At 40.1% G+C, this 12,805-nt stretch carries 14 protein-coding genes; 13 read left to right on the top strand and 1 reads right to left on the bottom strand.

Features of this window, described 5'->3' with window-relative positions; all coding sequences use genetic code 11:
* Positions 1-14: 14 nt before the first annotated feature.
* Positions 15-1,025, bottom strand: a complete 1,011-nt coding sequence (locus ACORHU_RS10090) for a YeiH family protein (protein ID WP_434364498.1) — start codon at positions 1,023-1,025, stop codon at positions 15-17.
* 479 nt (positions 1,026-1,504) lie between these two features.
* On the opposite strand from ACORHU_RS10090, the gene ACORHU_RS10085 reads away from it, so the two are divergent.
* From ACORHU_RS10085 to comA, 13 genes are all read left to right on the top strand, one after another.
* On the top strand, positions 1,505-2,674 hold the full coding sequence (locus ACORHU_RS10085) for a pyridoxal phosphate-dependent aminotransferase (RefSeq protein WP_119947184.1): 1,170 nt from the start codon (positions 1,505-1,507) through the stop codon (positions 2,672-2,674).
* The gene (gene recO, locus ACORHU_RS10080) at positions 2,671-3,441 is read left to right on the top strand and encodes a DNA repair protein RecO (protein ID WP_434364497.1); all 771 of its coding nucleotides are present in this window, start codon (positions 2,671-2,673) and stop codon (positions 3,439-3,441) included. Before ACORHU_RS10085 ends, recO begins: the two co-directional genes overlap by 4 nt.
* The gene (gene plsX, locus ACORHU_RS10075) at positions 3,438-4,430 is read left to right on the top strand and encodes a phosphate acyltransferase PlsX (RefSeq protein WP_434364496.1); all 993 of its coding nucleotides are present in this window, start codon (positions 3,438-3,440) and stop codon (positions 4,428-4,430) included. Before recO ends, plsX begins: the two co-directional genes overlap by 4 nt.
* 5 nt (positions 4,431-4,435) lie before the next feature.
* The gene (locus tag ACORHU_RS10070) at positions 4,436-4,669 is read left to right on the top strand and encodes an acyl carrier protein (RefSeq protein ID WP_000136445.1); all 234 of its coding nucleotides are present in this window, start codon (positions 4,436-4,438) and stop codon (positions 4,667-4,669) included.
* Positions 4,670-5,001: 332 nt separating this feature from the next.
* On the top strand, positions 5,002-6,171 hold the full coding sequence (locus tag ACORHU_RS10065; protein ID WP_434364495.1) for an N-acetylmuramoyl-L-alanine amidase family protein: 1,170 nt from the start codon (positions 5,002-5,004) through the stop codon (positions 6,169-6,171).
* A 152-nt stretch (positions 6,172-6,323) separates the two neighbouring features.
* The gene (locus ACORHU_RS10060) at positions 6,324-6,470 is read left to right on the top strand and encodes a smi_0057.1 family bacteriocin-like peptide (protein WP_000425305.1); all 147 of its coding nucleotides are present in this window, start codon (positions 6,324-6,326) and stop codon (positions 6,468-6,470) included.
* 564 nt (positions 6,471-7,034) lie between these two features.
* Positions 7,035-7,850 carry a GHKL domain-containing protein gene (locus ACORHU_RS10055; protein ID WP_434364494.1) on the top strand — a complete coding sequence of 272 codons (816 nt, stop codon included), beginning with the start codon at positions 7,035-7,037 and terminating at the stop codon, positions 7,848-7,850.
* Positions 7,847-8,578 carry a response regulator transcription factor gene (locus ACORHU_RS10050; RefSeq protein WP_434364493.1) on the top strand — a complete coding sequence of 244 codons (732 nt, stop codon included), beginning with the start codon at positions 7,847-7,849 and terminating at the stop codon, positions 8,576-8,578. Before ACORHU_RS10055 ends, ACORHU_RS10050 begins: the two co-directional genes overlap by 4 nt.
* Positions 8,579-9,144: 566 nt before the next feature.
* On the top strand, positions 9,145-9,318 hold the full coding sequence (locus ACORHU_RS10045; protein ID WP_000180829.1) for a class IIb bacteriocin, lactobin A/cerein 7B family: 174 nt from the start codon (positions 9,145-9,147) through the stop codon (positions 9,316-9,318).
* A 123-nt stretch (positions 9,319-9,441) separates the two neighbouring features.
* On the top strand, positions 9,442-9,594 hold the full coding sequence (locus ACORHU_RS10040) for a class IIb bacteriocin, lactobin A/cerein 7B family (RefSeq protein ID WP_001180498.1): 153 nt from the start codon (positions 9,442-9,444) through the stop codon (positions 9,592-9,594).
* Positions 9,595-9,618: 24 nt separating this feature from the next.
* A complete protein-coding gene (locus ACORHU_RS10035; RefSeq protein WP_000732247.1) occupies positions 9,619-9,774 on the top strand; it encodes a hypothetical protein in 156 nt (51 codons plus the stop codon).
* A 378-nt stretch (positions 9,775-10,152) separates the two neighbouring features.
* Positions 10,153-10,341, top strand: coding sequence for a hypothetical protein (locus ACORHU_RS10030; RefSeq protein ID WP_033679471.1), 189 nt, complete (start codon positions 10,153-10,155; stop codon positions 10,339-10,341).
* A gap of 310 nt (positions 10,342-10,651) precedes the next feature.
* Positions 10,652-12,805, top strand: coding sequence for a peptide cleavage/export ABC transporter ComA (gene comA, locus ACORHU_RS10025; protein ID WP_434364492.1), 2,154 nt, complete (start codon positions 10,652-10,654; stop codon positions 12,803-12,805).

The following is a 12,805-nucleotide window of genomic DNA, read 5'->3' as shown; positions in this document are numbered from 1 at the left end:
ATTTTCGAAGAGTGTTAGAAAATGCCGATAAGGGTCTGTATACCGAGACTGGTGAGGATGATGGCTATCCAGCAGATGGCTCCAAGAAGAATGGATTTTCCGCTGGATTTGACCATAGCTACCAGATTGGTTTTGAGACCGATAGCACTCATGGCCATGATAATGAGGAATTTGGAGAGTTGTTTGAGAGGGGTAAAGAAATTACTGGACACACCAAGAGAGGTTAGGAGGGTAGTTAGGAGAGATGCAAGGATAAAGTAAAGGATAAAAAGTGGGAAGACTTTTTTCAGTTGTAATCCTTGCTTATTTTTTTGCTCTCGACTTTGCCAGTAGGAGAGAAAGAGAGTGATGGGGATGATAGCCAGAGTACGTGTGAGTTTGACAATGGTTGCGGATTCGAGGGTATTACTTTGGTAAAGGCTATCCCAGGCGCTGGCTGTGGCGGTTACAGAGGAAGTATCATTGACCGCAGTCCCTGCAAAGAGGGCGAAGCCGTCATTGGATAGATGAAGCCAGGTGCCGAGAGTTGGAAAGATAAGTGCAGCCAAGACATTGAAGAAAAAGATAACGGAGATGGCTTGGGCGACTTCCTTTTCCTTGGCGTGAATAACAGGCGCTGTCGCCGCAATGGCAGATCCCCCACAGATGGAAGAACCTACTCCAATCAAGGTAGCCAGTTTTGTGTCCAGTGCAAAGAAGCGCTGGAAAAGGTAGGCAACAATCAAGGCTATTGAGATAGTGGACAGGATGACAGGGAGCGAAGATTGCCCAACTGCGAAGACTTGCGAGATATTGAGACCAAAACCAAGCAAAATAACAGCATATTGGAGCAATTTCTTGGAACTAAAGGTCAATCCTGCGTCTAGTTGTTTGTATGGTGAGAGCCAGGGGTGGAGGAGCATTCCAGCAAAAATTGCAAAAACAGGTGCACCCACGACGGGGAAAAGTCCTCCTAGAAACCAAGATACGATAGAAATGAGAAGGCAGACCAAGATCCCTGCTCCATTTTTTGATAGAAATGACATACAAACCTCCAAATAGAATCTGTTACCATTATAGACCTGTAAACAGGAAAAGTAAAATAGAAAGTGGAGCTAACAATTATTTGACAAGTAGTGCTAATTATGTGATAATAATCTTACAAGAACTGTAACGAAGTCTTGGCAAAAACAAAAATACCAGAGCTCCACCTCTGGTATTTCTTTTTGTCCAGTTACATTAAAACTAAACTCAGGTTATATTTTTTTGTCGCGCTTATCTAGCCACTTTCTGACTATCCACTCAGAAATGACATTACCGGTAATAGTAATCAGTAATGGTGCTAGAATAACTGTAACGAAGATTAGCAAAAACTCACCTCCAAACTAAGTTCGTTAGTGGAGTTGCGACAAATTCATTTTAACATACTTCAATTTGTTATGCTAGCGTTATTCTATCATGTATTTTTGCGGTCGGGGGGCTTTTGTAGTATAATAGAGATACGTTTTGAAAGTAGGAGGTATCTATGGACTTAACTAAGCGCTTTAATAAACAGTTAGATAAGATTCAAGTTTCCTTGATTCGTCAGTTTGACCAGGCTATTTCTGAGATTCCTGGGGTCTTGCGTTTGACCTTGGGGGAACCTGATTTTACAACGCCAGATCATGTCAAGGAGGCGGCTAAGCGAGCGATTGATCAGAACCAATCCTACTATACAGGGATGAGTGGTCTGTTGACCTTACGTCAGGCAGCCAGTGACTTTGTTAAGGAAAAATACCAACTGGACTATGCTCCTGAAAATGAAATCTTGGTTACAATTGGGGCGACAGAAGCCTTATCTGCTACTTTGACGGCTATTTTGGAAGAGGGAGACAAGGTGCTCTTGCCAGCTCCTGCTTATCCAGGCTATGAGCCGATTGTCAATCTAGTTGGGGCAGAGATTGTCGAGATTGATACGACTGAAAATGGGTTTGTCTTGACTCCTGAGATGTTGGAGAAGGCCATTTTGGAGCAGGGTGATAAGCTCAAGGCGGTTATTCTCAACTATCCAGCTAATCCGACAGGAATTACCTACAGTCGGGAGCAGTTGGAAGCTTTGGCAGCTGTTTTACGCAAATACGAAATTTTCGTTGTCTGTGATGAGGTCTACTCAGAATTGACCTACACAGGCGAAGTCCATGTATCTCTGGGAACTATGTTGAGAGATCAGGCTATTATTATCAATGGTCTATCTAAATCACATGCCATGACAGGTTGGCGTTTGGGACTGATTTTCGCTCCTGCGGCCTTTACAGCCCAGTTAATCAAGAGTCACCAGTATTTGGTTACTGCCGCAAATACCATGGCGCAACATGCTGCGGTAGAAGCCTTGACGGCTGGTAAAAACGATGCGGAGCCTATGAAGAAGGAATACATCCAGCGTCGGGATTATATTATTGAGAAAATGACTGCTCTTGGTTTTGAGATTATCAAACCAGACGGTGCCTTCTATATCTTTGCTAAGATTCCAGCAGGTTACAATCAAGACTCCTTTGCCTTTTTGAAGGATTTTGCTCAGAAGAAGGCCGTTGCCTTTATCCCTGGTGCAGCCTTTGGGCGTTACGGGGAAGGTTATGTTCGTCTATCTTATGCAGCCAGCATGGAGACTATCAAAGAAGCCATGAAACGACTTGAGGAGTACATGAGAGAAGCATGATTCAGTCTATCACGAGTCAAGGCTTGGTGCTCTACAATCGTAACTTTCGTGAGGATGACAAGTTAGTCAAGATTTTTACAGAGCAGGCTGGCAAGCGCATGTTTTTCGTTAAACACGCTGGTCAGTCTAAGCTGGCGCCTGTTATTCAACCCTTGGTGCTGGCACGATTTCTCTTGCGAATCAATGATGACGGGCTCAGCTACATTGAGGACTATCACGAGGTCATGACCTTTCCCAAGATTAATAGTGATCTCTTTGTCATGGCTTATGCGACCTACGTGGCAGCTCTTGCAGATGCTAGTTTGCAGGACAATCAGCAGGATGCTCCCTTGTTTGCTTTTTTACAAAAGACTTTGGAGTTGATGGAAGCGGGCTTGGATTATCAGGTTTTGACCAATATTTTTGAAATCCAAATCTTGACCCGATTTGGGATCAGCCTCAATTTTAATGAGTGTGTTTTTTGCCATCGGGTTGGTCAGGCTTTTGATTTTTCTTTCAAATATGGAGCCTGTCTCTGTCCAGATCATTATCATGAGGATGAGAGACGTTGCCATCTCAATCCCAATATCCCCTATCTGCTCAATCAATTTCAAGCCATTGATTTTGAGACCTTGGAAACCATTTCGCTCAAGCCTGAAATCAAGCAAGAGCTACGCCAATTTATGGATCAGATCTACGAAGAGTACGTAGGGATTCACCTAAAATCAAAGAAATTTATTGATTCCCTAGCAGACTGGGGTCAATTACTAAAAGAGGAAAAGAAATGAAAAAAATCGCAGTAGATGCCATGGGGGGCGATTATGCACCTCAGGCCATCGTTGAGGGGGTCAATCAAGCCCTGGCTGATTTTTCAGATATCGAGGTTCAACTCTACGGAGATGAACGTAAAATCAAGCAATATCTGACAGCGACAGAGCGCGTCAGCATTATCCATACGGATGAGAAGATTGATTCAGACGATGAACCTACGAGAGCTATTCGGAAGAAGAAAAATGCCAGTATGGTATTGGCAGCCAAGGCTGTCAAAGAGGGTGAAGCAGATGCTGTTCTTTCCGCAGGAAATACAGGTGCTTTACTAGCAGCAGGATTTTTCATCGTGGGTCGTATCAAGAATATCGACCGTCCTGGACTTATGTCAACATTACCTACCATTGATGGGAAGGGTTTTGACATGCTAGACCTTGGTGCTAATGCGGAAAATACAGCCCAGCACCTTTATCAATATGCGGTTCTAGGTTCCTTCTATGCAAAAAATGTCCGTGGCATTGCGCAACCACGTGTTGGCTTGCTCAACAACGGAACAGAGAGTAGTAAGGGTGACCCGCTTCGCAAGGAAACCTATGAATTACTAGTAGCTGATGAAAGTTTGAACTTTATCGGAAACGTGGAAGCGCGTGATTTGATGAATGGCGTTGCGGATGTTGTCGTGGCAGATGGTTTCACGGGAAACGCTGTGCTTAAGTCCATTGAAGGGACAGCCATGGGAATCATGGGTTTGCTCAAGACCGCTATTACAGGTGGTGGTCTCCGAGCGAAACTAGGCGCCCTCCTTCTCAAGGACAGCCTCAGAGGTTTGAAAAAACAGCTTAACTATTCAGATGTTGGTGGAGCGGTCTTATTTGGTGTCAAGGCACCTGTTGTCAAGACTCATGGCTCAAGCGATGCCAAGGCTGTGTATAGTACGATTCGCCAGATTCGTACCATGCTAGAAACAGACGTAGTTGCCCAGACTGCGCGTGAATTTTCAGGAGAATAAAAGAGATGACAGAAAAAGAAATTTTTGACCGTATTGTGACCATTATCCAAGAGCGACAGGGAGAGGACTTTGTCGTGACAGAATCCTTGAGTCTGAAAGATGATTTGGATGCTGACTCAGTTGACTTGATGGAGTTTATCTTGACACTGGAAGATGAATTTAATATCGAAATCAGCGATGAGGAAATTGATCAACTGCAAAGTGTAGGAGATGTGGTTAAGATTATTCAAGCAAAATAGAAATCGGAGTTCCAAGGCACTTGCTTTGGAATTTTTCTTTGGTTCAAATGACCGTTTAGGAACAGATTTAGTCTTTCTAGGGACAGGAGAAATCTGAGGAGAAATAAGGGATATAATAGAGTCAGAAAAAATCAATCTCCAAAAAGGAGAAAAAAGAAAGGATTTTTATAGAGTTGTATCAATACGGTATTACTCAAAATACAATTCGTAGATATTGGTAATATTGTCTAATTTTTCACAATATTATTGACTTTGACTATGAAAAGTATTAGAATATAGCTAAATAAAGAGGTAAGTCCTCTTATAGCTATTCAATAAAGGAGGAAATGGCTATGAAAAAATCTAAACTACTTACTCTTGGTTTGCTTGCAGGTGCTGGTCTGCTTTTGTCTATCAACCAAGCACAGGCTGCAGATACTTGGGTTAAAAATGGTGCTGACTGGAATCTTTCACAAGATGGTAGTCTCGCTAAGGATAAATGGGTACAAAATGCTGGCTCATGGTATCACTTCGACAGCACTGGTAAAATGCAGACAGGCTGGCTCAAAGACGGCAATACTTGGTATTCTCTAGCAGATAGTGGTGCTATGCGCACTGGCTGGTACAAGGAAGGTAGCACATGGTACTCACTAGCAGATAGTGGTGCCATGCGTACAGGTTGGTACAAAGAAGGATCTACATGGTATTACCTCAAAGACGGTGGCGCTATGGCAACAGGATGGGCGACTGCAAATGGTAAATGGTCTTACTTTGAAAGATCAGGTGCTATGGTTGCAGATAGAGCTGTTCCAGCCAGTGATGGGGAAAGTTATGTCATTGGTAAGGATGGCTATCTAGCAAATAGAAAAGATGCTGGATACAATATTCATGATATTGTCAAACTTGGAGATGGGCAAGAATATTTGCTAAATGCTAAAGGTGACGATGTTATTATTGAAAAAAACACTTGGTATATCAAGCCTGAAATCAAGAAGTTTTCTGACAAATATGGGGATGAGGTTGCAAATACTACCTTAGCTTTAGTGGATAATAAAGAAGAAGGACAAGAAATTGATTCTAAGGCGGTTGTACAGAACTTCCAAAACTTACCAAATCGCTACTACTTTGATGAAAATGGACATCGTGTGGTTAATATCCCAGCAATGACAACCTATTCAGAGATTAAAAAAGTTGGTAATGATGTCTATTTAGAAAATCCAGGTGCACGACTTCGTCTTGGAGCTACCAATTTTACAATCAATAACAATAAACTATACTATTTAGAAAATGAGCAAGGTAAGCTCAAAACAGGTTACTTTGTATTAATTGATGATGGAGCAACCACTACTCACCATCACATTCTAGCCTATGCGGATCAATCAAGTGAGATTCTTAAGATGAAACGCTTGCCATCAGGAGTTTCAAATTTCCTTGATAAAGAAATTGATGGTTTATATGGTGAAAAAATTAAAATTGAATCTCCACACTCAAACGAATATTATAAAGTGGTTGTGGTTAAATAAAAATAATATCTTCACAACTAATTGTTAACACTCTAACCAATATACCATTTTCAGGAGGCTTTAGATTTCTTGTATTTTAAAAGGAAACTAAAGCCTTTTGTAGATGGAGCAGGGGATAGAGTTATCTATAAAATAATGAAAAGGAGTCTGTCATGGAAATGAAAAATACATTTGTAGAATTGGAACAATTTGAAGAGTTAACCCCAGAGGTATTGAAGGAAGTGAATGGTGGAGGGATTTTTGAAGATGCCGTAAAATGGTGCGATAAGTTATTTAGTACGGGTAGACACTTTGCTTAAATTCACAGTATTCGTTAGAGATTAGATTTATTTATGATTATTTTAGAATTCTTAGTTTCTGTGCTATATATACTGTTGGTAGTCGTTTCAACCATGGTACCTACTATTTATTTGGGTGCTAAAATTTCCCCAGAATTTTATAAAAAACGTTATTGGATTCTTGTATTTTTAATTAGTTTATCTGCTCGTCAAACATTTGGAGAATTATTTCATATAGGAATCATTCTCTTCTTTTACTGTGTTTTTTTATTAGTATTGCACAAGAGAAAAGGGGAAGCTTTTTTTCTTTCTCTGTATCTTTTTCTCTTCTTTCAAAGTATTCGTTACTTATTTTTGACAATTTGGATTCGTGTATTATCTGGTGAGCATTGTTGTTTCGTAGATTCGTTTTCTACTTTATATATATCTATATTTGATTTATTATCAATCTTTCTATGTTGTAAAATTATGAAGCGTTGGTCTTTGGATTTGGATTTATTCTTTTCAGATACTTTTAAAACCCACTATCGTAAGAGCTTTTTCATTATCCTACCTCTGACTGGATTTAGGATATTCTCTTCGTTCATGACCAATAGAAATAGTTCTTTTTACGTTCGCTTTGACACGACCATTTCTCTCCTGATTTTCATTCTCTTTTTCTCCTGGCTCTTTTATATCAGACACTTAGAGCAGGTTTATCGTGATGAGCAGACCATTCAGAGACAGGAAGAAGAAAATCGTTCCTTGCAAGGGATGGTGGATAAGTTGGGTCATCTCTATGATGAGGTTCGAGGTTTCCGTCATGATTTTGCAGGGATTGTCGCTAGCATGGAGCCTGCCATAGCGAATCAAGATATGGCTGAGGTGTCTACCATTTATCAAGATGTCTTTCTAAAGACCAATGAAAAGCTGAGGAAGGCAGATTACACAGCTTTTAATCTTCACAATATCCATGATATAGCCATTCGTAATACCTTGGCAAAAGCCATGATTGTGGCAGATAATCAGGGAATTCATTTTAGTTTGGAGACGATGGGGGTTGTCGAAGAACTGGCATTGCCGATGTTGGAGGCTATCCGTATCCTCTCTATCCTCACGACAAATGCCTTAGAGGCAGCCAGTGAGGCTGAAAATCCGCAGATTCGGGTTGCTTTGTTGGCAGGTGATAGGAGTGTCCGTTTCATCATTGAAAACACTCGTAAGAAAGAAGAACTGAATCCCATCATTCTCAGTCAAAAGGGTTACTCTACCAAGGGAAACCACAGTGGACTGGGCTTAGCGACCTTGGAGGATATGGTTTTTCATTATGATTTGAACTTAGATACCCAGCTAGGAGAAACGACCTTTAGACAAGATTTAGAATTGCCATTTAAGGATGAGAAACGAGGGGAAGAGGAATGAGAATTTTAGTTTTGGAAGACGATAGAGTCCAACAAGGACGGATAGAGCAGACTTTACTAGATATCGGTCGCTCTCGCAATTTAAGATTGGAAATTGATATTGCCAAAAGCTATGGAGATGTTGAAAAGTATTCTCAGTATTTTGACCATTACCAGCTCTATTTATTGGATTTAGAGATTGATGGAGAGCGTGAACGGGGCTTTCAGGTTGCTCAACAGATTCGGGAGCGAGATCCCTTTACAAGTATTGTCTTTGTGTCCACACACTCGGAGGCCTTGCCTCTAGCTTTTCGCTACCACTTGTCTGCCTTGGATTTTATTTCCAAGGATCAGCCTGAGGAGGATTACCGTTATCAGCTGGAGCGCTGTTTGGACTATGTATTAGCAGTGGATAAGAGGGAAAGTATGTGTCTCTTCACCTATAGTTTTGAGGGAAGACGGGGCTTTACTCTGCCCTACCATGAGATTTTAGCCTTTGAAACTTCAGTGGAATCCCACCGTATCAAGGTTTATTATGCCAATCATTCTATCAAGACCATTTATGGCAGTCTCAAGGATATTGCTGCTAAGGCTGAAAAAGATTACTTTGTCTATGCCAATCGCAATACGTTGGTTAGTTTACAGGCCATTGAAGAGATGACTGCGACAGAAGTGACCCTGTTAGAAGGCTTGCATTTCCCCGTATCACGAACAGCCAGAAGAACCCTTAAAAAACATCTCAATGTCTAATATCTGTTAGACTCGGATGAGTTTATCAATAAGAATGTCGGAAAAATTTCTGATATTCTTATTTTTTTGACTTCTTTTTCGAATAGATAAGTGAGAGGGAAAGGAAGGAGTGTGCTTCATGTATCTACCAATTTTTATCCGTGGTTTACTAAATTATTTTTCAAATAAATTTAATTAGTTGTACATTTTTGAATTGTTTTTCGAATAGATAAATAAGAGGAAAAGGAAAGGAGTCTGGTTTATGTTTATATCAATGTTCTACCCATGGTTCACTGAGTTATTTTTTAAATAAATTGAATTTAGTTGTACATTTTCGAAATTTTTTTCGAATAAATAAGTGAGAGAAAAAAGAAAGGAGCCTGGTTTATGTATCTACCGATTTTCTATTCATGGTACATTAAATTATTTTTTAAATAAAATTTAATTTAGTTGTACATTTTCGAAAATTTTTTTTCGAATAAATAAGTGAGACGAAAAGGAATTCAGTAATTTATCTATTCTGGTTTTTAAAATGGTTTAAGAGCCAGAAATCGTAAACTAAAAAATAGAAATAAAGGAGAAAAAAGATGACAAATTTTGACAAAATGGAACAGAACTTTGTAGCTCTTACAGAAGAAGAGTTGATGAATGTAGATGGGGGAATTATTCCGATAGCAGTAGCAGCTAGTATTATTGCAGGTTCAGCATTTGCTGGTTTAAGTGCAGGAGTAGCTATTGGAATTAGTCGAAACAAGAGATAATGAGAGAATCAATGAAGTTTTCAAACGAATTTGCGGCTGTTATTATATCAGCCTCAGGAATAGTGGGTTTATTAGTAGGAGTAGCTATTGGATTAGCTAGTATTATTTAAAAAGGAGTATATCATGCAAAATTTGAATCAATTTGAAATCGTAAAGCAAAATGAATTAGAGCAAGTACAAGGCGGAGTGGGTTTATTGATTGTTATCGGAGGCTCATTACTTGCTGCAGGTGGAGCTGGGGTAGCTGGTTATTGGTTATCTCGTACGTTTGGTTAATATATTTAAAGGAGTAGGTGGGATATGAAAAAATTAGAGGAAAAATTTGAGATCATGGCAGAAGCAGATTTGGCTAGTACCGAGGGTGGACTTATTATTACTACTTCTACAGCTATCGCTTGGGGTGTTTTAGGAGTTGTTGCCTATATGTACGGTCGTCATCTAGGAAGCAGACGTTAATTTTAACAATTTGATACATATTTTATTAAAGAATGTAAGAAAAACTATGAATCGTAATTTAGAACGGTGTTATCTATTCTAAACATGAATAGATCATACCATAGGTGGCTTAGAAATAGCAGGGACATTAGAAATTGAAGTAACTTTAAATAGGATGTCGTAAAGGTTACTATCAATGATTTATTTGTTCCAAGCTTGCCTAGGGTGACAGTAAAACATCAATTTCCTTTCATACCATATTTTTAGTAGGCAGGACATTTGTTCTGCCTATTTTTTGCCAAAAGTGCAGTTGAGGTGTTTATTTTTGAGGGATTACATGTATTTTTTGATAAAATATGATAAAATAGGTATAGAAATTAGGAAAGTTGAAGAAAAGAAATGAAGAAGATTTTAAAATATTTTTTAGTATTTGTTTTTCTATTTTTGATGAATATCTTCATCTTTAAGATACTAGCAACTCTGGGATTTCAGCTGACAATGAGTGAAAAGAGTTATATTGTACCACCGCTGTTTTCGATTATCGTTTTATATATGATTGACAAAAGAATTAGGAAGAAAAAGAAATAAATATATATTTTAGGTAGAACGTTTGTTCTGCCTATTTTTTTATCCCAAAAGTGCAGTTGGGAGGGAGATAGGCGCATTTGGGAAGGAAGTCCAGTATTTGTTTAGTGATTGGGGTAAGATAGTTGTTATCAGATGAGTTTATACTCTTCGAAAATCAAATTCAAACCACGTCAACGTCGCCTTGCCGTATATATGTGACTGACTTCGTCAGTCCTATCTACAACCTCAAAACAGTGTTTTGAGCAGCCTGCGGCTAGTTTCCTAGTTTGTTCTTTGATTTTCATTGAGTATTAGGGAAAAGGAGATGAATATGAAATTTGGGAAACGTCACTATCGTCCGCAGGTGGATCAGATGGACTGCGGTGTAGCTTCATTAGCCATGGTTTTTGGCTACTATGGTAGCTATTATTCTTTGGCGCACTTGAGAGAATTAGCCAAGACGACCATGGATGGGACGACGGCTTTGGGCTTGGTCAAAGTGGCAGAGGAGATTGGCTTTGAGACGCGGGCTATCAAGGCGGATATGACGCTCTTTGATTTGCCAGATTTGACTTTTCCTTTTGTTGCCCATGTGCTTAAGGAAGGGAAATTGCTCCACTACTATGTGGTGATTGGGCAGGATAAGGATAGCATTCATATTGCTGATCCAGATCCTGGGGTGAAATTGACCAAACTACCACGTGAGCGTTTTGCGGAAGAATGGACAGGAGTGACTCTGTTTATGGCACCGAGTCCAGATTACAAGCCTCATAAGGATCAAAAGAATGGTTTGCTCTCTTTTATCCCTATATTAGTGAAGCAGCGTGGCTTGATTGCCAATATCGTTTTGGCAACACTCTTGGTAACCTTGATTAACATTGTGGGTTCTTATTATCTGCAGTCTATCATTGATACCTATGTGCCAGATCAGATGCATTCGACACTGGGGATTATTTCTATTGGGCTGGTGATTGTTTATATTCTTCAGCAAATCTTGTCTTATGCCCAGGAGTATCTCTTACTTGTTTTGGGGCAACGCTTATCGATTGATGTGATTTTGTCCTATATCAAGCATGTTTTTCACCTGCCTATGTCCTTTTTTGCGACACGCAGGACAGGGGAAATCGTGTCTCGTTTTACAGATGCTAACAGTATCATTGATGCGCTGGCTTCGACCATTCTTTCGATTTTCCTAGATGTGTCAACGGTTGTCATTATTTCCCTTGTTTTATTTTCACAAAATACCAATCTCTTTTTCATGACCTTATTGGCACTTCCCATCTATACAGTGATTATCTTTGCTTTTATGAAGCCGTTTGAAAAGATGAATCGGGACACCATGGAAGCTAATGCGGTTCTGTCTTCTTCTATCATTGAGGACATTAATGGTATTGAGACTATCAAGTCTTTAACCAGTGAAAGTTCACGATATCAAAAGATTGACAAGGAATTTGTAGATTATCTGAAAAAATCCTTTACCTATAGTCGAGCAGAGAGTCAGCAAAAGGCTCTGAAAAAGGTTGCCCATCTCTTGCTTAATGTCGGCATTCTCTGGATGGGGGCTGTTCTGGTCATGGATGGAAAAATGAGTTTGGGGCAGTTGATTACCTATAATACCTTACTTGTTTACTTTACCAATCCTTTGGAAAATATCATCAATCTGCAAACCAAGCTTCAGACAGCGCAGGTTGCCAATAACCGTTTGAATGAGGTTTATCTGGTAGCTTCTGAGTTTGAGGAGAAGAAAACGGTTGAGGATTTGAGCTTGATGAAGGGAGATATGACCTTCAAGCAGGTTTCCTACAAGTATGGCTATGGTCGAGACGTTTTGTCGGACATCAATTTGACCATTCCTCAAGGTTCTAAGGTGGCTTTTGTGGGGATTTCAGGGTCAGGTAAGACGACCTTGGCCAAGATGATGGTTAATTTTTACGACCCAAGTCAGGGAGAGATTAGTTTGGGTGGTGTCAATCTCAATCAGATTGATAAAAAGGCCCTGCGTCAGTACATCAACTACCTGCCTCAACAGCCCTATGTCTTTAACGGAACGATTTTGGAGAATCTTCTTTTGGGAGCCAAGGAGGGGACGACTCAGGAGGATATCTTACGGGCGGTTGAATTGGCAGAGATTCGGGAGGATATCGAGCGCATGCCACTGAATTACCAGACAGAATTGACTTCGGATGGGGCAGGAATTTCAGGTGGTCAACGTCAGAGAATCGCCCTAGCGCGTGCTCTCTTGACAGATGCGCCAGTCTTGATTTTGGATGAGGCGACCAGCAGTTTGGATATTTTGACAGAGAAGCGGATCGTAGATAATCTAATGGCTTTAGACAAGACCTTGATTTTCATCGCCCACCGTTTGACTATTGCTGAGCGGACAGAGAAGGTTGTTGTCTTGGATCAGGGCAAAATTGTTGAAGAAGGAAAGCATGCTGATTTGCTTGCAGAGGGTGGCTTTTATGCCCATTTGGTAAATAGCTAG

This window comes from Streptococcus sp. KHUD_015, from assembly GCF_051106265.1.
Taxonomy (GTDB): Bacteria; Bacillota; Bacilli; order Lactobacillales; family Streptococcaceae; genus Streptococcus.
This window is presented reverse-complemented; position numbering and strand designations above follow the sequence as displayed.

What these genes read in the sequence shown, in the direction of transcription:
- recO (WP_434364497.1), top strand. Translation starts at nt 2,671, where the DNA reads ATGATTCAGTCTATCACGAGTCAAGGCTTGGTGCTCTACAATCGTAAC.
- ACORHU_RS10055 (WP_434364494.1), top strand. Translation starts at nt 7,035, where the DNA reads ATGACCAATAGAAATAGTTCTTTTTACGTTCGCTTTGACACGACCATT.
- ACORHU_RS10035 (WP_000732247.1), top strand. Translation starts at nt 9,619, where the DNA reads ATGAAAAAATTAGAGGAAAAATTTGAGATCATGGCAGAAGCAGATTTG.
- ACORHU_RS10040 (WP_001180498.1), top strand. Translation starts at nt 9,442, where the DNA reads ATGCAAAATTTGAATCAATTTGAAATCGTAAAGCAAAATGAATTAGAG.
- comA (WP_434364492.1), top strand. Translation starts at nt 10,652, where the DNA reads ATGAAATTTGGGAAACGTCACTATCGTCCGCAGGTGGATCAGATGGAC.
- plsX (WP_434364496.1), top strand. Translation starts at nt 3,438, where the DNA reads ATGAAAAAAATCGCAGTAGATGCCATGGGGGGCGATTATGCACCTCAG.
- ACORHU_RS10030 (WP_033679471.1), top strand. Translation starts at nt 10,153, where the DNA reads ATGAAGAAGATTTTAAAATATTTTTTAGTATTTGTTTTTCTATTTTTG.
- ACORHU_RS10085 (WP_119947184.1), top strand. Translation starts at nt 1,505, where the DNA reads ATGGACTTAACTAAGCGCTTTAATAAACAGTTAGATAAGATTCAAGTT.
- ACORHU_RS10070 (WP_000136445.1), top strand. Translation starts at nt 4,436, where the DNA reads ATGACAGAAAAAGAAATTTTTGACCGTATTGTGACCATTATCCAAGAG.
- ACORHU_RS10045 (WP_000180829.1), top strand. Translation starts at nt 9,145, where the DNA reads ATGACAAATTTTGACAAAATGGAACAGAACTTTGTAGCTCTTACAGAA.
- ACORHU_RS10065 (WP_434364495.1), top strand. Translation starts at nt 5,002, where the DNA reads ATGAAAAAATCTAAACTACTTACTCTTGGTTTGCTTGCAGGTGCTGGT.
- ACORHU_RS10090 (WP_434364498.1), bottom strand. Translation starts at nt 1,025, where the DNA reads ATGTCATTTCTATCAAAAAATGGAGCAGGGATCTTGGTCTGCCTTCTC.
- ACORHU_RS10060 (WP_000425305.1), top strand. Translation starts at nt 6,324, where the DNA reads ATGGAAATGAAAAATACATTTGTAGAATTGGAACAATTTGAAGAGTTA.
- ACORHU_RS10050 (WP_434364493.1), top strand. Translation starts at nt 7,847, where the DNA reads ATGAGAATTTTAGTTTTGGAAGACGATAGAGTCCAACAAGGACGGATA.